Origin of the sequence: Herbaspirillum sp. C7C2, assembly GCF_022627865.1 — a bacterium.
In the GTDB taxonomy this organism is placed as follows: Bacteria; Pseudomonadota; Gammaproteobacteria; order Burkholderiales; family Burkholderiaceae_D; genus Herbaspirillum; species Herbaspirillum frisingense.
In genome coordinates, this window is record NZ_JABXGI010000018.1 from 81,538 (window position 1) to 100,456 (window position 18,919).

Sequence of the window (18,919 nt, forward strand, 5' to 3'; positions counted from 1 at the left end):
CTAGCAATTTTCAGACCATTAGCCCATCTTGCGAAGATAGTCCGCTGCCAGATCCGCAGTACCTGCCACCCAGCGCTCGCCAAGGCTTTGTGCCAGGTCGGTCTCGCTGTGCGACGCCATCCAGGCCAGCAGTTGCAGGCGACGCTGCATCAGGAATGTCGGAAATTCCTCGATGTCGCTCTCTGTCAGCGCACCATGCCGTGCGTATCCATCAGCCCAGCGCAGCATCAGGTCAAGACGGTCAGGACGATGCTCGATGAAGCTCAGTGCGGTAGCCATATCATGCAAGAACCAGCCGAGGCCACAATCGTCGAAGTCGATGATGGTAGTGCGATCCCCTTTGACCAAGAGGTTTGCGATACGTAGGTCAGCGTGAATCAGTCCATATTTTTCGGGCGACTTTCCGAATGAATTCAGACGCAACGTCATCAAATCTCGCGCTTGCTCAAGTACTTTCACTTGTTGCCGGTCGAGCCAAGGGGCATCCCGCCAGCGCCCCCAACGACCGCTCTCACCGACCGTGTCTTCAAGGTTCCAGGAATTGCGTTCGAAATAACCGGGGCGGTGCCATTGGCGTGACTGCAGATGCATTCTTGCGCTCAATTCTCCCAATTTCTCCAGTGAAGGCATCAGGTTTGCTTCGTCGGGAAAGTCACCGTCCACCCAGGCAAAAGCCGCGACCATTCTCTTGCCGGCGAGATCGGTTTCCATCTGGATGAGCGATTCACCATCCACTGTCCGAAGCGGCTGTGGCGTGGCGATGCCAGCTTCATTGAGCGCCGTCATCCAGTCCAGCTCTGACTGAATCGCGTTGGGAGTCTGATAGTTGGCCCGATGCACCCGCATCACCGCACGCCATCCGGTATTAGGATTGGCCAATCGGAAAACCGTGTTTTCTGAATGACTCAGCAGTGAGACTTCAATATTCGATGAGAATCCGTAGCTGGGGAGTGCTGAGCGGGCCAGCTCTTGAAGGGCAGCGATGTAAGACAGATGGGAATCAACAGTTGCGAGGGTCATGAAAGAAGCTCCGAGTAGCGTTGCATACATCTTCATGCCAGCACGGGAGACTTGGTTTGACATCGCGACACAAATCGTTGACCTTGGATATCAAGCGACAGCCGCGTCACCACAGCTCTCTGAAGAGCGTCTTCTGCTATCAAGGAAATGTCGTCGATGGTCAAGACAGACTTGCATCTTCACGAGCACCATTCCAGTGTCGAATTATCTTGTACTGGAGAGACAATGACTCACGTCGATGGAATGCTTGCCTTGAATGCCTTCGATCCGCAATCAGGCAGCGCCACACCGCCGGCAACCCATGCGCTCATTGAGCGCAGACGCAATACCTTTGGCGACGGAGTGCCATTGTTCTACCGCGACCCGGTACATTTCGTCAGCGCGTCCGGTGTTTGGCTACGGGATCAGGACGGATTCGAGTATCTCGACGCCTACAATAACGTCCCATCGGTTGGCCATTGCCATCCCCATGTCGTCGCGGCTGTTTCGCAGCAGGTCGCCACGCTCAATACCCACACGCGCTATCTGTCAAATGTCGTCACGTCCTATGCGGAACGGCTTCTCGACAGATTCCCTCGCGCGCTTTCCAAGCTGCTCTTTACGAGCAGCGGTACTGAGAGCGTCGACCTCGCAATGCGTATGGCGCGGCTGTACACGGGGGGCGCCGGCTTCATCGTTACCCGATTTGCCTACCATGGTCATTCGACAGCAGTCGCAGAAATCACCCCGGCATTCGGCCCAGGTGTCCCGGTTGGGATCAACGTGCGCCTGGTCGATGCCCCGGATGGCTATCGCCAGAATTCACCAGTGGGGCTCAAATTCGCACAGGACGTGGCGGCAGCTATCGCTGACATGGAGCGCCACGGTATAAAGTTCGCGGGCCTCATCCTGGACACCGTATGCTCCAGTGATGGTCTGTTTGTTGATCCTCCGGGTTTCATCAAGGACGCCGTCTCGACCGTCAAGGCAGCCGGTGGCGTATTCATCGCCGATGAAGTGCCGCCAGGGTTTGGAAGAACTGGCGAGGGGATGTGGGGATTTGAACGTCACGGCGTTGTTCCCGATATCGTTGTGATGGGAAAGCCCATGGGCAACGGAATGCCGATTGCCGCCACCGTGACGACGGCCGACATCATGCAGGCCTTCACCGACCGCTCCGGCTACTTCAATACTTTCGGCGGCAATACCGTCTGCTGCGCCGCTGCATCAGCCGTTCTGGATGTCATTGAATCAGAAGGCTTGATTGAAAACGCCAAAGCGACTGGCGCGTACTTGAAGCGTGGGCTTGAACAACTGAAATCGGTGCATCCTTCCATCGGCGACGTCCGGGCCATCGGTCTTTATGCCGCTGTCGAGTTTATCCAGCCGGAGACCACGAAGGCCAACACGGAAATTGCGCTGCATGTGGTCAACGAGCTCAGAAAAAAACGCATCCTGATCAGTACCTGTGGCCCCAAAGGTAATATCCTGAAAATTCGACCACCGCTTCAGTTCTCTACCGAGCACTGCGACATGCTCACCACCGCAATCGACGATGTGTTGCAGGGGATGTTGAACCGATCTGCTTAGCCCTTCATTGCGCTCGGGAAGACCCTCATTTGAGGGTTGGTCGCCACGACCACAACGTCGATAGCGTTCCTCGCAGAGACCCGGACCGAGGGCATGAGCTTGAATGAAAAAAGAGAGCCAGATGGGTAATGCCGTTCAGTTAAGCTTGTTACCAGCCCGAAAATCTGCTCAGACTTTGCTTGCGCCACCGCTGACCGTTCGTCCTGAGTAGCGGCGTAGCCGCGTATCGAAGGCGCGCCACAAGCTGAGCAGCGCCTTCGATACGGCCCTAAAGGGCCTACTCAGTCCGAACGGTTTCAAATGGTTTGAAGAGACCAAGCAAAATCGCCGCGCCAAAGTCATCTGGCGCGGCGATTTTTTCTTAACTGAACGGCATTAGAGCCAAATGGGCTCTCTTTTTTTTTTTTGCGACGACTATTCATTCTTGCCGCGAGCGACAAAATTCACGTGCAATGAATCTCTGCGCCCATCAAGCAAGCAAGATCAAACATCAATATTCCCCGCCTGCAACGCATTGGATTCAATAAACGCCCGACGCGGCTCCACATCATCGCCCATGAGCGTCATGAAGATCTGGTCAGCCGCAATGGCATCCTCGATCTGCACCTTCAACAAACGGCGCACGGTCGGGTCCATGGTGGTTTCCCACAGCTGCTCGGGGTTCATCTCGCCCAGGCCTTTGTAGCGCTGCTTGTTGACGCCGCGCTCGGCTTCGTCGCGCAGCCAGCCCATGGCCTGGCGGAAGTCGGTGATGGCGGATTCCTTGCGCTTTTCGCCCTGGCCACGGGCCACCGTGGCGCCCTTGCGGATGAGGCCCTTGAAGGTCTCGGCGGCAGTGGAGAGCACCTGGTAGTCGGGGCCGCTGACGAAGTCGGCGTCGATCACGGTGGCCTTGATGTTGCCGTGCTGGCGACGGTGGATGTGCAGGGCGACCTTTTCGCTGAGCTCGTCCACGCGGGCTTGCACGTCGATGTTGATGTCGTTGATGGCCTTCTTCAGTTCGGCCGCGGTGGCGGTGGCCTGTTCGATGTTCTCCATCTTCAGTACCACGCCGCCGGTCATGATGGCGCTCAAGGCGGCGTCATCGATGGCGCGCGACAGGCGCATGATGATGGCATTGGCGGTGTTGTACTGGCGGGCCAGTTCGATCAGGGCATCGCCGCTGATGGCGGGGGCGTCTTCGGCGGGCTTGATCTCGGCGTCGTTCAGAGCAATCTGCATCATGTATTGCGCTTCCTCGACATCGTCCTTGAGGTAGCGCTCGTCCTTGCCGGCCTTGACCTTGTACAGCGGCGGCTGGGCGATGTAGATGTGGCCGCGTTCGACCAGGGCCGGCATCTGGCGATAGAACAGGGTCAGCAGCAGGGTGCGGATGTGGGCGCCGTCGACGTCGGCATCGGTCATGATGATGATGCGGTGGTAGCGCAGCTTGTCCGGGTTGAATTCGTCAGCGCCGATGCTGGTGCCCAGGGTGGCGATGAGGGTGGTGATCTGCTCGGAGGAGAGCATCTTCTCGAAGCGTGCCTTCTCCACGTTCAGCACCTTGCCGCGCAGCGGCAGGATGGCCTGGAACTTGCGGTCGCGGCCTTGTTTGGCGGAGCCGCCTGCGGAGTCACCCTCGACGATGTAGAGCTCGCACAGGGCCGGGTCGCGTTCCTGGCAGTCGGCCAGCTTGGACGACAAACCCAGGCCGTCCATGACGCCCTTGCGGCGGGTCAGTTCGCGGGCCTTGCGGGCGGCTTCACGGGCGCGGGCGGCTTCGACGATCTTGCCGCAGATGATCTTGGCGTCGTTGGGCTTCTCGGCGAGGAAGTCGGTCAGGGTCTTGGCGACGATTTCTTCCACGGGGCCGCGCACTTCGCTGGAGACCAGCTTGTCCTTGGTCTGGGAGCTGAACTTGGGTTCGGGTACCTTCACCGAGAGCACGCAGGTCAGGCCTTCGCGCATGTCGTCGCCGGAGATTTCGACCTTGGCCTTCTTGGCGAGATCGTTTTCTTCGATGTACTTGTTGATGACGCGGGTCATGGCGGCGCGCAGGCCGGTCAGGTGGGTGCCGCCGTCACGCTGGGGGATGTTGTTGGTGAAGCAGAGCACCTGTTCGTTGAAGGCGTCGTTCCATTGCATGGAGACGTCCACCGAGACCAGCGTGCCCTGGTCGGATTGCTTCTCGCCGGTGGCCTGGAAGATGGTCGGGTTGAGGATGCTCTTGTTCTTGTTGATGTATTCGACGAAGCCGCGGGTGCCGCCTTCGAAGGCGAAGTCTTCTTCCTTGCCGGTGCGCTGGTCGGTCAGCTTGATGTGCACGCCGTTGTTGAGGAAGGACAGTTCGCGGATGCGCTTGGCCAGGATCTCGTAGTGGAATTCGACGTGGGTGAAGATTTCTTCATCGGCCCAGAAGTGGACTTCGGTGCCGCGCTTGTCGGATTCGCCCACGACCTTGATGGGCGAGACCTGCACGCCATCGATCATTTCCAGTTCGCGGTTCTGGACGATGCCCTTGGCGAATTCCATGGCGTAGTGCTTGCCGTCGCGGCGGATGGTCAGCTTCAGTTTCTTCGACAGTGCGTTCACGCAGGACACACCCACGCCGTGCAGGCCGCCGGAGACCTTGTAGGAGTTCTGGTCGAACTTGCCGCCGGCGTGCAGCTCGGTCATCACGATTTCGGCGGCGGAGCGCTTGGGTTCGTGCTTGTCATCCATCTTCAGGCCGGTGGGAATGCCGCGGCCGTTGTCGGTGATGGAGATAGAGTTGTCGGCGTGGATGGTGACGTGGATCTCGCTGCAGTAGCCTGCCAGGGCTTCGTCGATGGAGTTGTCCAGCACTTCGAACACCAGGTGGTGCAGGCCGGTGCCGTCAGAGGTGTCGCCAATGTACATGCCGGGACGCTTGCGCACCGCCTCCAGGCCTTCCAGGATCTGGATGGAAGAAGCGCCATAGCTTTGTTGCGCGGAATTGGTGTTGTCTGCGGGGCTGGAGGACATGGTTACCTTCTGAAATTGCTAGCCAAACGACTAGGGGACTGCAAAAAACGGAATTCGTCGGAGGATTCTTGGAATTCTTAAAAGCAACCGAGGGGCCGTCTGGGACGGCCCCTCGGGCGCGTGGAGCGGTGTTGCTCAGATCCGCATCGGCATGACGACGTACTTGAAGTCGGCGTTCTCGGGGATGGTGATCAGGGCCGAGGAATTGGCATCGCCCAGGGCGATGTTGACGTAGTCGTTCTTCAGGTTGTTGAGCACGTCGAGCAGGTAGCTGACGTTGAAACCGATGTCGACGGTGTCGCCGCCGTAGTCGATTTCCAGTTCTTCGACCGCTTCTTCCTGGTCGGCGTTGGTGGAGCTGATCTTCAGGCTGCCGGGGGCGATCACCCAGCGCACGCCCTTGAACTTGTCGCTGGTCATGATGGCGGCGCGTTGCAGCGAGCGCAGCAGCTGGTCGCGGCTGATGGTGAAGCTGTTCTTGTAGCCCTTGGGCACCACGCGGGTGTAGTCGGGGAACTTGCCTTCGACCAGCTTGGAGATAAGTTCGATGTCAGCGAAGGTCAGCTTGACCTGGTTGTTGGCGATCTGCAGCTGGACTTCATCGTCGCTGTCGTCGAGCAGACGCTGCAGTTCGATGATGGTCTTGCGCGGGATGATCACTTCCTGGCGCGGGAAGTCTTGTTCGGTCTCGACCTGGCAGAAGGCCAGGCGGTGGCCGTCGGTGGCGACCGCGATCACGTTCTTGCCTTCGACCACCAGCAGCAGGCCGTTGAGGTAGTAACGGATATCCTGCTGGGCCATGGCGAAGTGGACCATGTTGAACAGGTGCTTCAGGGTCTTCTGCGGCAGGTTCACCTGGGCGTTGTAGTGCTCGGCCTGGGCGACCGTCGGGAATTCCTCGGCCGCCAGCGTCTGCAGAGCGAAGCGGGACTTGCCCGATTGCACGGTCAGGCGCTTGTTGGAGAGGGAAATGGCGACTTCGCCGGAGTCGGGCAGGGCGCGCAGGATGTCGAGCAGCTTGCGAGCGGCCACGGTGGTGGCGGTCGTCTCATTGCCGGAGCCGACGTCGGCGTGCGTGGTGATCTGCACTTCGATGTCGGTGGACAGGAAAGAGACCTTCTCGCCGTCCTTGCGGATGAGGATATTGGCCAGAATCGGCAATGTGTGCCGACGCTCGACAATACCACTCACGATCTGCAGAGGACGCAGGAGCGTGTCTCGTTGGGTTTTAACCAATTGCATAGTCAGTTTGTCCTTGCTAGTAATGGTTTAAAGGATGCCGTCGGCCGGCTTTGCGTCATGCCCATCTTGCGCGTGTTCCTCCTCTGGTGAAAAACGCTGTCTGCACTGCAACCCGCCTGAATATGCAACGCTCCTGCATGTGGCATGACCGGTAAGCGACCGGTCCGGAATCCGTTCCCGCAAAGCTGGTGATACAGCGACCCGCGATTGTCCAGGTAGGTAAGACAATGGCGAGCAGCCAGAAACACTTGGCTATACGTTTGGAACATTGAATACTTTTGCCGGGTGTTTCCGGGTATTTATTCGAAGTTTCCGTGCTATCCCGCGGATTTCCTGCTCCGTGGCCGGCCCTTGCGTCCGCCTGCGAAATAACGCCTTCCATTGTACCAATCATCCCCTCTTCGGAGTAGTCCGCCAGGGGGGAGGGTGGGCGCCTGGGCATCAAAAATCCGGTGGTTGGGGGAGGGGAGATTCCCGCTCCCCGGGCAGAGGAAGCGCCGCAGGCGGACCGGTTATTTTATCCACAGGCTTGCACGCCGGTGGCGCCTGGAAGTTTCGTTGTGGAAAAGAAAATGCCGCCGGCGCGGACGCGGGCGGCATGGTCATCTTATCCACAGGCGCTGCCGGTGGCAGCCAGGATCAACCCTTGAGGGTTTGCTCCAGCACGTGCAGCTCGTGGTTGCATTCCGGGCTCTTGGCGCGGTCGGCGGCGATCTTGCGGACCGCGTGCAACACCGTGGTGTGGTCGCGGCCGCCGAAGAGGTCACCGATTTCCGGCAGGCTCTTCTGGGTCAGCTCCTTGGCCAGGTACATGGCGATCTGGCGCGGGCGGGCGATGTTGGCCGGACGCTTCTTGGAATACATGTCGGCGACCTTGATGTTGAAGAAATCGGCCACCGTCTTCTGGATGTTTTCCACCGAGATCTGGCGGTTCTGCACCGACAGCAGGTCCTTAAGGGCTTCCTTGACGACATCGATGGTGATGTCCTTGCCGTGGAAGCGCGAGTAGGCCAGGATCTTGCGCAACGCGCCTTCCAGCTCGCGCACGTTGGAGCGCAAGTGCTTGGCGACGAAGAAGGCGACGTCATCGGACAGCACCACGTCCTCGGCGGCGGCCTTCTTCATCAGGATGGCCACGCGCATCTCCAGCTCGGGCGGCTCGATGGCCACGGTCAGGCCGGAGTCGAAGCGGGAGATCAGGCGGTCATCCATGCCGCTGATTTCCTTGGGATAGGTATCACTGGTGATGATGATCTGTTTCTTGGCCGCGATCAGGGCTTCGAAGGCGTAGAAGAATTCTTCCTGGGTGCGGCTCTTGCCACCGAAGAACTGGATATCGTCGATCAGCAGCAGGTCCAGCGAGTGGTAATAGCGCTTGAAGTCGTCGAAACCCTTGCGCTGGTAGGCCGTGACCACATCGCGCACGTACTGTTCGGCGTGGATGTAGCGGATCTTGGCGCCCGGGTTATCCACAAGCACTTGGTTGCCGATGGCGTGGATGATGTGGGTCTTACCCAGGCCCACGCCGCCATACAGGAACAGCGGGTTGTACGAGGTACCGGGGTTGTTGGCGACCTGGGTGGCGGCCGCGCGGGCCAGCTGGTTGGCCTTACCGGTAACCAGGTTGTCGAAGGTCAGGACCGGGTTGATGCGCGACTGCTCCTGACGCGGTGCGACGGCCCGCACTGGCTGGGCCGGTTCGGGGTCCAGGTGCAACTGTTCGTGGTTGGGCAAACCCAGGCCGTTGGCACCGCCGCCGGCCGCTTGCGGGCTGGCGGCCGGGCGCCGGCCCTGGTTGCCGCGCGGGTCCAGCACGAACTGGACTTCGGTCGGTGCGTCCCAGTATTCGCAGGCCAGTGCGGTGATGCGGTTGGCGAACTGGGTCTTGACCCAGTCCAGCTTGAAGCGATTGGGCGCGGCGATGCGCAAGAGCCCATCCTCGAAGTCGAGCGGCACCAGCGGCTTGATCCAGGCGCTGTATTGCTGAGGGGTCAGCTCCTGCTCGAGTTTATGGGAGCAAGCCTGCCAGAAGTTTTCCATGAAGCTTTCTTATCGGATAAGTGCGGCGCCCGCCTGCCGCGTCCGGAGGACGGGCCTGGATGGACGAAGTCGTCCGGGCGCGAAACGAGGGACGCATTTTACTCCGGTAAACCCAAGTTATCCACAGGTCGACCGGCAAAAATCCCTGAAAAATCTGAACTATCCACAGGCTGCGCAGCAATGCATCGTCACCCTGACACCGGAAAGCCCGTGAGCGGGCGGTGTTAGGGGGACAGAGTCATCTGCTGTGGATAAGACGAGGCGGGCAATCCGCCCGCCTTTTTTGTAACAGCCTGTGCAAAAGTGGATTTTTGCGGGGGATTTGGCTGTGGACAGGTGACTGTGGTGGGCCGTCGGCTTGCTCAGTCGACCACGTTGCCGTCGACAAAGACCTTCATTTCACCGGCCTGGAAAGCGGTCCAGACTTCATTGTCGGTCAGGGGCTGGGTCACGATCACGGCAACCCGGTCATTGGTGGTGGTGACCTGGGCAAAGTCGACCGAGAGGTCGTCGTCAGACAGCTTGGCGGTGGTGAAGGGGTGCTGGCGGACGATGTAATAGAGATGCGTGGAGCAGCGGGTATACAGTGCCGAGCCGTCCGAGAGCAGCATGTTGAAGGTGCCATGGCTGGCAATGCCGTCGACGATCTCGCGCAGGGCCGCGCGCAGGTCGGCCAGCAGCGGCAGGGTATCGCCGAAGCGCTTGCGCATTTCCTGCAGGATGTAGCAGAAAGCCAGTTCGCTGTCGGTGGTGCCGACCGGGCGGTAGGGGCCATCGAGCTCGGGCGTGAAGTTCTTCAGGTCACCGTTGTGGGCAAATACCCAGTAGCGCCCCCACAGTTCGCGCACGAAGGGGTGGCAGTTGGCCAGCGTCACGCGGCCCTGGGTGGCCTTGCGGATGTGGGCAATCACGTGCTGCGACTTGATCGGGTAGCGCTTGATCAGTTCGGCCACGGGGGAATCGACGGCCGCCTGATGATCGACGAAGGTGCGCACGCCCGAGCCCTCGAAGAAGGCAATGCCCCAGCCATCGCGGTGGTGGTCGGTCAGGCCGCCCCGGGTGGCAAAGCCGGTGAAGCTGAAGACGATGTCGGTGGGGGTATTGCAGTTCATCCCGAGGAGCTGGCACATGATGTGTTGCGGAAATGCTGTGAAGGTTGGCGGGTGAACAAGTTATCACGTTGCCGGCGGCCCGGGTCCGGGCTGTGGATAAAAAAAGCCCCGCGAGCTTGCGCTGGCGGGGCTAATCCTTCCTAAAGAGGGAGGAGGAGACACAGTACGTACTACAAAACTACAAAACGACCAGAAGACGGATCAGAGGTCGCACCACATGCCGGGACCGGACTTCAGTCGCGCGCGGCCATGTTGCGCAGCTCGGCTGCAAAATTCGGTTGGGTCATGCTGTATTCGTTGGCCATGCGGTTGAGCATGCGCTTGCCGCTGAACTTGTGCGCCAGGATGCGTTGCTCCAGCGACTTGCGGGGCTTGACCAGCAGGACGGCGGCTTGCGCCAGACCCAGGATCAGCGGCTTGAACACCATGACCAGCGTGACCAGTGCACCCAGACCCAGTGCCGGGCGGATATACGCCACCAGCATGCCCATCAGGGATTGCGCGAAGGGCAGGGCTGCTTCTGCAGGAAAGGCCAGGTTCAGGAAGGACATGATATTTCTACCTCTGATAATCAGGCCGCGACACGACTGCGCGGCGTTCAAGTTCACTGTTGTTGCGTCGCAGTATGCAGTTTGGCCTCCTGTATGACTACTTTAGAGTTCTCATATCAGATATAGGGTTTGTGAATATAGCTCTGCAGCGACCTGCCAGGAGCAAACAATCTCCCGCAAACCCTTGATGGCTGGCCTTCATTGCATTTTCTACACTGGCCGGCTGGCAAGATGGCGATAGCTTGGCTGAGCGCATTGCGGCAAATTTGCAACGCCGTTTGACTGAGCGCGAAGGGCCTGTGAATATCACGAACGGAAGTCGTCGCCGATGGTGAACAACCTGTTCGCAATGCACGAAAAAAAACCCCGCAGGCATGGCCTACGGGGTTAATCCTTCCTAAAGAGGGAGGAGGAGACAACGGATCGGTGTCCTGACGCGTTGATCGAATCAGCGTCAACATAAGCGCCGTACGCGCCGGAACTACCGAAATCCTTGATACCGGCACCGGTCTCCAGGACCTGGTGCCATCGTCACGCAAGTGTCATGCGCGACGGGTAAAACCTGAATCTGGTGAAGCAGAAACCTTCGATTAACCGCGCGAAGCGATGAAGCGCAGTTCAGCAGCCAGGTTCGGCTGGGTGGCTTCGAACTTGTCGGCCATGCGGTTCAGCTGGCGGGTGCCCGATGCGCGATCCTGTTCGGCGGCGACCAGAGCAACGGCTTGCAGCTCGTGGGCCTTGACGAAGTGGATGAAGATGTTGCGCATGACGGCGGCGAACTTGCTCTTGAAGGTGCTGTTGGTGCTTTGTGCGATGGTTGCCATGATTCGATCCTTGACGTTGTGTGTTATGTTGCATTGCAGTGTAGAGAACTCACATTTGTTTGACCACTTTCCGTTTCGGATATCAGTTATATAATCTGTGAATAATATTTTGGCCGGCGATCACCCGCGCTCATCTGCCGCCCCCACGACTTCCTTCCTGCCGCAAAGGCCCGCCCCATGAGCTTTCTCACCCTGGACCTGAACCTGTTGCGCGTATTCGACGCCGTCATGACCGAGCAGAATCTGACGCGTGCGGCCAACTTGCTGGCCATGACCCAGCCGGCTGTATCCAATGCGCTACGCCGGCTGCGCGACACGCTCAATGACGATCTGGTGATCCGCACCGCCCATGGCGTCAAGCCCACGCCCCGCGCCGAGGAACTGTGGCCCACCGTGCGCCGGGCGCTGTCGGAGCTGGAAGCGGTGATCGCGCCGGAAAGCTTCGATATCTCGCGCGCCCAGAACACCTTCCGCATGGCCATGGTGGATGCCACGGCCGCGCTGTGGCTGCCCTCGCTGGTGCGCACCATCATGCGCGACGCCCCCCGCATCAAGATCCGGATGATGCCGCTGACCACGCGTGACCCCCGCGCCATGCTGTTGCGCGGCGACATCGACCTGGCCGTGGGCTTCTTCCCCGGCGTGACCGCGCAGCTGGCCGATGGCCAGGGCATGGCCAAGAGCCAGATCAGCCATGCCCGGCTCTACACCGGTCAATATGTCTGCGTCATGCACAAGAACCACCCGCTGGCCGGCCAACCGCTGACGCTGGACAGCTATTGCAGCGCCGATCACCTGCTGGTGAGCCTGTCGGGCAAGCCGCACGCGGTGATCGACGACGTGCTGGCCGGCATGAACCGGGAGCGCAAGATCCTGCTGACGGTGAACCAGTTCTTCACGGCCGGTCGCATCGTGGCCAGTTCGGAGCTCATCACCGTGCTGCCGCGCCACCTGGTGGCCGCCACCGGCATGGCCGAGGTGCTGGTGGTGAAGGAGCTGCCCTTCCAGACGCCGGAAGAGCATGTGGATATGTTGTGGCATGAACGCGACGCCCGTAATCCGGCCCATAAGTGGCTGCGAGCTCACTTGTCTGCAACAACACATGACGAATTCGGTCGTATCAACATGAAGCGCTGATGCGGCGCTGGCAGCAAACGGCTTTCCCGGTCTGATCTATCCACAGGCGCCATGGAGACTGGCGCGCGGGAAAGCCGCTGTCGGCGGGCGTTGGCGCATGTTGATAACCCTCCATAGGGGACGCCGAAGCGATGTCGCGCCTGACCAAAATCCTGCTCTGGCTGCTTGCCAGTCTGCTCATCCTGATCGCCGCCGCGGTCATTTTCATCCTCACCTTCGACTGGAACCGGGCCAAACCCTGGATCAACGAACGCGTCTCGACCGCGATCGGGCGCGAGTTCGCCATCGACGGCAATCTCTCCCTGCACTGGCAGCGCGCCGGCACGGACGCCACCCCAGGTGCGGCGCCACCGGGCTTCTGGGCGCGCTGGGTACCGTGGCCCCGGCTGCAGGCGGAGGATATCCGGGTCGGCAATCCCCCCACCTTCAGCAGCGCTGGCCAGATGGCCACGGTGCGCCTGGTCAGCTTCACCCTCAATCCGCTGCCGCTGCTTGTGCATAGGATTTCCCTGCCTTCGCTGGAGGTACAGGCGCCCTCGGTTTCCTTGCTGCGCAACCGTCAGGCTGTGAACAACTGGACGTTCACCAGCAACAACAGCACTCCCTCGGCCTGGCAGCTCAGCCTGGGCCGCATCAGTCTCAGCCAGGGCAAGCTGGCGCTGGACGATGCTGTGCAAAAGATCAATATCAAGGCCGATATCGACACCCTGGATCCGGACAAGGAGAAGCTCTACGGACTGGGCTGGAAGCTCGGCGGCACCTTCAACGGCGCCCCGGTGAGCGGGCAGGGCAAGGCCGGCGGGGTGCTCTCGCTGCAAGACCAGCAGCAGCCGTATCCGCTGCAGGCCCAGGTCAAGGTGGGCAAGACCAGCATCGGTATCCAGGGTACGCTCACCAAACCGGCCGAACTGGCTGCGCTGGACCTGCGGCTGTCGGTGGCCGGGGCCAGCATGGGCAACCTGTATCCGCTGACCGGCATCCTGTTGCCGGAAACGCCGCCCTTCGCCACCGAAGGTCATCTGCTGGGCAAGATCGGCGAAAGCGGCAGTCAGTGGCATTACCAGGACTTCAGCGGCAAGGTGGGGGACAGCGATCTCAACGGCAGCCTGGATTACGTCACCGGCGGCGCGCGTCCGCAACTGACGGGGGCGCTGACCTCCAATGTGCTGCGCTTCGATGACCTGGCACCGCTGATCGGCGCCGACTCCAATGCCGAGAAGGCGCAGCGTGGCGCAGAGGAACGCCAGCCTGGCAACAAGGTGCTGCCGGTGAAGACGTTCAGCACCGAGGCCTGGGGTGCGCTGGATGCCGATGTGCGTTTCACCGGCAAGCGCATCATCCGGCAGAAGGACTTGCCGATCACCGACCTGCAGGCCCACCTCATCCTGAAGGACAAGGTCTTGAGCCTGGACCCGCTCAACTTCGGCATGGCCGGCGGCAATCTGCGCTCCACCATCCGGCTTGACGGCCAGGCGGCGCAGATGAAATCGGAGCTGAAGCTGGCCGCCCGCAACCTGAAGATCCAGAAGCTGTATCCCCAGCTCGATGCCTCGCGCACCAGCTTTGGCGAGATCAACGGCGACGCCCGGCTGTCGGCCACCGGCAATTCGGTCGCAGCCATGCTGGGCTCGGCCAACGGCGAGGTGAAGACCTTGGTCAACAAGGGTGCGATCAGCAAGTTCCTGCTGGAGGCCGCCGGGCTCAATGTGGGCAACGTGGTCATCAGCAAGCTGTTCGGGGACAAGGAGGTGAAGCTGAACTGCCTGGCCGGCGACCTGCCGGTGCAGGACGGCGTGATGCAGGTGAAGACCTTGTTGCTGGACACCGAAGACGCCCTGATCGTGGTGGACGGCGACATCGACATGAAGCGCGAATTGCTGGACCTGAACGTGCATCCACGCAGCAAGGGCCTGCGCATCATCTCGCTGCGTTCGCCGTTGTACGTGAAGGGCAGTTTCAAGGATCCGGACGTAGGCGTGAACAAAGGGGTGCTGGCCTTGCGGGCGGGTGGCGCGGTAGCGCTGGGCCTGCTGGCACCGGTGACGGCCATCCTGCCCCTGATCAATGTGGACGGCGACCAGAAGGCCGACTGCGATCACCTGCTCGAAGAAGTGAAGAAGGCGCCGCAGGCGCCGCCACCAGGCAAGAGTGCCTCCGGCAAGGTGGCGCCTAAAAAATAGGCAGCACGAAAATACTGTTGTTTTATCGGCGGGGGCAGGGGATAACTTTCCTGTCCCCGCCTCGTTTTAGCCACGTTTTTCGCAACAGTGGAATTGACCGCCTCGGGGGTCGTTGCCATTACAAGACAAATTCCCCCGCTTTACCCCTGTCACTACCCCGTCAAAGACCGAAATCGGTGACCAAATGACTGATTTCACCCACTTCGTCACTTTTGCCGTTTCCAAGCCCGTCATTCCCCTAAATTCGATTCGCCTGTGGATAAAGTTCTGAATAACTTTTTCATCGATTGGGGAAAACTCGAAAAGTTATCCAAAGCTGAATTTTTATCCAAGATTGGTAATCGGCTCATACAGAGTTTGCCCTTGTGTTTATCCCGCGCGCAATCGATTGATTTTCCGCCAGTAAACCAAGTTATCCACAGTAAACCGCTGACGTTAACCATCACTACTAATCTTATAAACAGCTTAGATATAAAGCCTAAGTGCGCGAGCTTTCGCAGCGCACACCCGTCTGCCAGCAGGACAGGACCCACTCACTTCGGTTTACCAGATAGGGGAATCACACACGGCTGAAAAAGGCGGTGATATCGCTCTCTGCCAGGCACGGGCCGTCAGAGCCGCGCCACGGACAGCGTCCAAATTCAATGCAGGGGGCAGGTCACCGCAGGCAGATCGCGCCGCCTGTGGGCAAATGGGATGCCTGGGAAGCTTTTTTTTTCCACAAGCCAGGGTGAAAAAAGCCAATTGCCGCCGTTCGCAGAAATCGGCGGTGGATAAATCAGTCGCCGCGCAGCGAGACCGCATCCGGCACATGCAACACCAGGTCACTGCGGGCCTCGGCGACACAGGGAAGCAGCCAGCCCTCGTCCTTTTCCTCCCGGGTCAGCCCGGGCCATTCGATCTGATAGGCAATTTCGCCTGTGGACAGTTTGCACATACAGGTCCGGCAGCTGCCATTGCGGCAGGAGTTGGGCATGCGGATGCCGGCGGCAAGTCCCGATTGCAACAACGAAAGATGCGGTACTTGTTCAAATTGCAAACCCGAGGGCTGCAGGACAACCCGGTAGCGTTTGGCTTCTGTCATATCGGTCTTGTCGGTTTGGCCAGGGTTTGAAGGCGTCTGTGGATAAGTCTTTGCATATCTGCTGGGCGCTTTGGGTATATCTGGATAATTTATCCACCTCCGATTTTTTGTCCAGAATCTGTGCCTTTGATGTGCATAAGCTTACCAAGCGTTTATCAGAAAGCTAAATGCTTGATTTTTTTCGTGTAAACCGAGTTATCCACAGTTTTTTGCGACGTTAACTACTACTACTACTTATATATATCCACATCTAAATTAAAAGAGCAGAAGAGCGCACGCGGTGGACATCTTTCCAAAAACTTGGCTTTCAAACACCCAAACCAGGCAAAAAGCCCTTGGCAAAGGCATATAGCGGCACGACAGCCCTTTGGGTTCGGCAGGAAAACGGTGAGATCAAACAGTTTGTTGCCATGCAGATACATCATTAGTATCGGCAACGCCGCTTTCTGGTCGATATTTCAATTCATCAGGCTTGCCAAACTTCTTGTAATAGTTGAAACACTGCCTTGATGGCATCTTCGTGTTGTCTTTTTTCTAATGAAATAAAACTCAACTCAGTGGACAACTCGACCGCATCCGCGATGACCAGACCATGCGCCTGTGCCTGGTTCAAGGCAATCGACTCGCGCGCCAGGGACAGTCCGACACCGGACTTGACCAGGTCCAGCATCGATGACTCCTGGTCCACCAGTGCAACCGTGTGCGGTTTTGATTGATGTTGCGCGAAGATACGGCTTAATAGGCGATGATGTGCTGATTCTGCCGGGGTCCAGATCCAGGGCAGGCGTGCCAGTTCCTTCCAGCTTTTGCCCGAGACCCGGTTCTTCCATCCCGCCGGGGCGATGACGTTGTAGGTGAAGGAGGTCAGCGTCATGGCGTGGAAGCCCTTGCCGGGATCGCCCAGGAAATAACCGACGTCCAGATGGCCGGCCCGCACTTCGTTGAGGACCGATCCCGACATGTGATGCGATAGCTGGGTCGACAGACGCGGATGATGTTCGACCAGCAACTTCAGGAATGCCCCGAGCCGGATGAATTCCGGATCGAGGATGGTGCCAATGGCCAGTGTTCCGGTCAGGACATCGTCACTGGAGCGTAGCCCGCTTACGTGCCGACGCAATTCCTGGACATCTGCCAGGATGCGCTCGGCCAGCGGCAGCAAGGTATTGCCTTCCACCGTCAAGACCATGCCGGATGCACTGCGATTGAACAATTGCAGGCCCAGACTTTCCTGCAGCCCCTTGATCTGCAGACTGACTGCAGGTTGGGTCAGATGCAGCTTTTCAGCGGCCCGGGTCAGGTTACCTTCATGGGCAACCGAGATAAATGCGCGTAATTGCGTCAAATCCATCATCATCTCCAGCGATCAGAGGTCTATCCTGGCTTGCTACACTTGTGGATAAGGCCGTGGATATCCTGGTGAATAGCTTGTGGGAATCGTGTGGGTAGTATGTGAACAATAAAGACGGATTATAAGCATCCTTTATATTGCTCTTGATAATTCCTCATTGGATGCGGGCTCGGGCGAGGACTATTCTTGCGGTTCCATGCCGACCCCGACCTGGTCGACGCATCGCAGGAAGGCGCAGGAGACGGCACCTTCACCCGACATCGACAACACCAAAGGAAAACTTATGAGCCTCCCGCACATCGACCACTTCATCAATGGCCAGCTTTCGCGATCGGAAAGCGGCGGCAGCCAGGATGTCTTCAATCCGGCTACCGGGGCGGCCGCAGCCAAGGTGTCGCTGGCATCGGTGGCCGAAGTCAACGCTGCAGTGGCCGCTGCCAGTGCCGCCGCACCGGCCTGGGCCGAGACCGCGCCCCTGAAGCGCGCCCGTGTGCTGTTCAAGTTCAAGGAGTTGATCGAGCAGAACCACGATGCCCTGGCCCGCGCCATCACGCTGGAACATGGCAAGGTGTTCTCGGATGCGAAAGGGGAGGTGACGCGTGGCCTGGAAATCGTCGAATTCGCCACCGGCATCCCGCAATTGCTCAAGACCCAGTTCACCGACAACATCGGCGGCGGTATCGACAACTGGAACCTGCGCCAGCCGCTGGGCGTGACGGCCGGCATCACGCCATTCAACTTCCCGGTGATGGTGCCGCTGTGGATGGCGCCGATTGCGATCGCCACCGGCAACAGCTTCGTGCTCAAGCCCTCCGAGCGTGATCCTTCACCTTCGCTGATGCTGGCCGAACTGTTCAAGCGCGCCGGCCTGCCCGATGGCGTCTTCAACGTGGTGCAGGGTGACAAGGTGGCGGTGGATGCGCTGCTGGAGCATCCTGAGGTGCAGGCGGTCTCCTTCGTCGGTTCCACCCCGATTGCCGAATACATCTATCGCAAGGCCACCGAACGCGCCGGCACCTTCCCGCTGCGCGCGCAGGCCCTGGGCGGCGCCAAGAACCACCTGGTGGTCATGCCTGACGCCAACCTGGAGCAGGCTGTGGATGCGCTCATCGGCGCGGCCTATGGCTCGGCTGGCGAGCGCTGCATGGCGATCTCGGTGGCGGTGGCCGTGGGCAGCGTGGCCGACAAGCTGGTGGACGCCCTGATCCCGCGCGTGAAGGCCTTGAAGGTCAAGAACGGCATGGAAGACGATGCCGAGATGGGCCCGCTGGTGACCGCGGCCCACAAGGCCAAGGTAGAAGGCTATATCCAGAGCGGTGTGGATGCCGGCGCCAAGCTGCTGGTCGATGGCCGCGGCCTGAAGGTGCCGGGCCATGAAGAAGGTTTCTTCATCGGCGGTACGCTCTTCGACAACGTCGGCACCGACATGAAGATCTACCAGGAAGAAATCTTCGGCCCCGTGCTGTGCGTGGTGCGGGTGCCGGACTTCGCCTCGGCCGTGCAGCTGATCAACGCCCACGAATATGGCAACGGTGTGTCGCTGTTCACCGCCGATGGCAATACGGCGCACGAGTTCTCGCGCCGCATCCAGGTCGGCATGGTGGGCATCAACGTGCCCATCCCGGTGCCGATGGCCTGGCATTCCTTCGGCGGCTGGAAGCGGTCGCTCTTTGGCGATACCCATGCCTATGGCGAGGAGGGCATCCGCTTCTATACGCGCTACAAGTCCATCATGCAGCGCTGGTCGGCGACGATCGGCAAGGGGGCGGAGTTCACCATGCCGGTGGCCAAGTAAGCCGACGAGACAATACCCGCCGTTCGGACTGA

Annotated in this window: 13 protein-coding genes; 4 read left to right on the forward strand and 9 right to left on the reverse strand. The window is 59.6% G+C overall.

Annotation, left to right across the window (positions count from 1 at the left end; all coding sequences use genetic code 11):
• Positions 1–18: 18 nt before the first annotated feature.
• Complete coding sequence (locus HWE04_RS19235; RefSeq protein WP_241813411.1) at positions 19–1,020, reverse strand: phosphotransferase enzyme family protein; 1,002 nt, start codon at positions 1,018–1,020, stop codon at positions 19–21.
• 225 nt (positions 1,021–1,245) lie between these two features.
• On the opposite strand from HWE04_RS19235, the gene HWE04_RS19240 reads away from it, so the two are divergent.
• Positions 1,246–2,589, forward strand: a complete 1,344-nt coding sequence (locus HWE04_RS19240) for an aspartate aminotransferase family protein (protein ID WP_241813412.1) — start codon at positions 1,246–1,248, stop codon at positions 2,587–2,589.
• Positions 2,590–3,072: 483 nt separating this feature from the next.
• On the opposite strand, the gene gyrB is transcribed toward HWE04_RS19240, so the two are convergent.
• From gyrB to HWE04_RS19270, 6 genes are all read right to left on the reverse strand, one after another.
• Positions 3,073–5,571: a DNA topoisomerase (ATP-hydrolyzing) subunit B gene (gene gyrB, locus HWE04_RS19245; RefSeq protein WP_241813413.1), complete on the reverse strand. Its 2,499-nt coding sequence runs from the start codon at positions 5,569–5,571 to the stop codon at positions 3,073–3,075.
• Positions 5,572–5,706: 135 nt separating this feature from the next.
• Positions 5,707–6,813 carry a DNA polymerase III subunit beta gene (gene dnaN / locus HWE04_RS19250; RefSeq protein ID WP_077236725.1) on the reverse strand — a complete coding sequence of 369 codons (1,107 nt, stop codon included), beginning with the start codon at positions 6,811–6,813 and terminating at the stop codon, positions 5,707–5,709.
• 639 nt (positions 6,814–7,452) lie between these two features.
• The gene (dnaA, locus tag HWE04_RS19255) at positions 7,453–8,853 is read right to left on the reverse strand and encodes a chromosomal replication initiator protein DnaA (RefSeq protein WP_006463447.1); all 1,401 of its coding nucleotides are present in this window, start codon (positions 8,851–8,853) and stop codon (positions 7,453–7,455) included.
• Between the two features lie 362 nt (positions 8,854–9,215).
• Complete coding sequence (locus HWE04_RS19260) at positions 9,216–9,983, reverse strand: class II glutamine amidotransferase (RefSeq protein ID WP_241813414.1); 768 nt, start codon at positions 9,981–9,983, stop codon at positions 9,216–9,218.
• 215 nt (positions 9,984–10,198) lie between these two features.
• Positions 10,199–10,516 carry a hypothetical protein gene (locus tag HWE04_RS19265; RefSeq protein WP_006463445.1) on the reverse strand — a complete coding sequence of 106 codons (318 nt, stop codon included), beginning with the start codon at positions 10,514–10,516 and terminating at the stop codon, positions 10,199–10,201.
• A gap of 590 nt (positions 10,517–11,106) precedes the next feature.
• The gene (locus tag HWE04_RS19270; protein ID WP_006463444.1) at positions 11,107–11,340 is read right to left on the reverse strand and encodes a hypothetical protein; all 234 of its coding nucleotides are present in this window, start codon (positions 11,338–11,340) and stop codon (positions 11,107–11,109) included.
• A 177-nt stretch (positions 11,341–11,517) separates the two neighbouring features.
• Between HWE04_RS19270 and HWE04_RS19275 the strand changes: the two genes are divergently transcribed.
• A complete protein-coding gene (locus HWE04_RS19275) occupies positions 11,518–12,477 on the forward strand; it encodes a LysR family transcriptional regulator (protein ID WP_006463443.1) in 960 nt (319 codons plus the stop codon).
• A gap of 131 nt (positions 12,478–12,608) precedes the next feature.
• The gene (locus HWE04_RS19280; RefSeq protein ID WP_241813415.1) at positions 12,609–14,657 is read left to right on the forward strand and encodes an AsmA family protein; all 2,049 of its coding nucleotides are present in this window, start codon (positions 12,609–12,611) and stop codon (positions 14,655–14,657) included.
• 778 nt (positions 14,658–15,435) lie between these two features.
• Here HWE04_RS19280 and HWE04_RS19285 read toward each other — a convergent pair.
• A complete protein-coding gene (locus HWE04_RS19285) occupies positions 15,436–15,741 on the reverse strand; it encodes a 2Fe-2S iron-sulfur cluster-binding protein (protein ID WP_006463441.1) in 306 nt (101 codons plus the stop codon).
• A gap of 466 nt (positions 15,742–16,207) precedes the next feature.
• Complete coding sequence (locus HWE04_RS19290) at positions 16,208–17,092, reverse strand: LysR family transcriptional regulator (RefSeq protein WP_241813416.1); 885 nt, start codon at positions 17,090–17,092, stop codon at positions 16,208–16,210.
• A gap of 283 nt (positions 17,093–17,375) precedes the next feature.
• On the opposite strand from HWE04_RS19290, the gene HWE04_RS19295 reads away from it, so the two are divergent.
• Entirely contained in the window at positions 17,376–18,887 is a 1,512-nt protein-coding gene (locus HWE04_RS19295) for a CoA-acylating methylmalonate-semialdehyde dehydrogenase (RefSeq protein ID WP_241813417.1), read from the forward strand.
• Positions 18,888–18,919 lie beyond the last annotated feature (32 nt).

Bases quoted from the DNA above. Each gene is read 5' to 3' on its own strand.
- gyrB (WP_241813413.1), bottom strand. From the start codon at position 5,571: ATGTCCTCCAGCCCCGCAGACAACACCAATTCCGCGCAACAAAGCTAT.
- dnaA (WP_006463447.1), bottom strand. From the start codon at position 8,853: ATGGAAAACTTCTGGCAGGCTTGCTCCCATAAACTCGAGCAGGAGCTG.
- HWE04_RS19265 (WP_006463445.1), bottom strand. From the start codon at position 10,516: ATGTCCTTCCTGAACCTGGCCTTTCCTGCAGAAGCAGCCCTGCCCTTC.
- HWE04_RS19295 (WP_241813417.1), top strand. From the start codon at position 17,376: ATGAGCCTCCCGCACATCGACCACTTCATCAATGGCCAGCTTTCGCGA.
- HWE04_RS19235 (WP_241813411.1), bottom strand. From the start codon at position 1,020: ATGACCCTCGCAACTGTTGATTCCCATCTGTCTTACATCGCTGCCCTT.
- dnaN (WP_077236725.1), bottom strand. From the start codon at position 6,813: ATGCAATTGGTTAAAACCCAACGAGACACGCTCCTGCGTCCTCTGCAG.
- HWE04_RS19240 (WP_241813412.1), top strand. From the start codon at position 1,246: ATGACTCACGTCGATGGAATGCTTGCCTTGAATGCCTTCGATCCGCAA.
- HWE04_RS19285 (WP_006463441.1), bottom strand. From the start codon at position 15,741: ATGACAGAAGCCAAACGCTACCGGGTTGTCCTGCAGCCCTCGGGTTTG.
- HWE04_RS19280 (WP_241813415.1), top strand. From the start codon at position 12,609: ATGTCGCGCCTGACCAAAATCCTGCTCTGGCTGCTTGCCAGTCTGCTC.
- HWE04_RS19260 (WP_241813414.1), bottom strand. From the start codon at position 9,983: ATGTGCCAGCTCCTCGGGATGAACTGCAATACCCCCACCGACATCGTC.
- HWE04_RS19275 (WP_006463443.1), top strand. From the start codon at position 11,518: ATGAGCTTTCTCACCCTGGACCTGAACCTGTTGCGCGTATTCGACGCC.
- HWE04_RS19270 (WP_006463444.1), bottom strand. From the start codon at position 11,340: ATGGCAACCATCGCACAAAGCACCAACAGCACCTTCAAGAGCAAGTTC.
- HWE04_RS19290 (WP_241813416.1), bottom strand. From the start codon at position 17,092: ATGGATTTGACGCAATTACGCGCATTTATCTCGGTTGCCCATGAAGGT.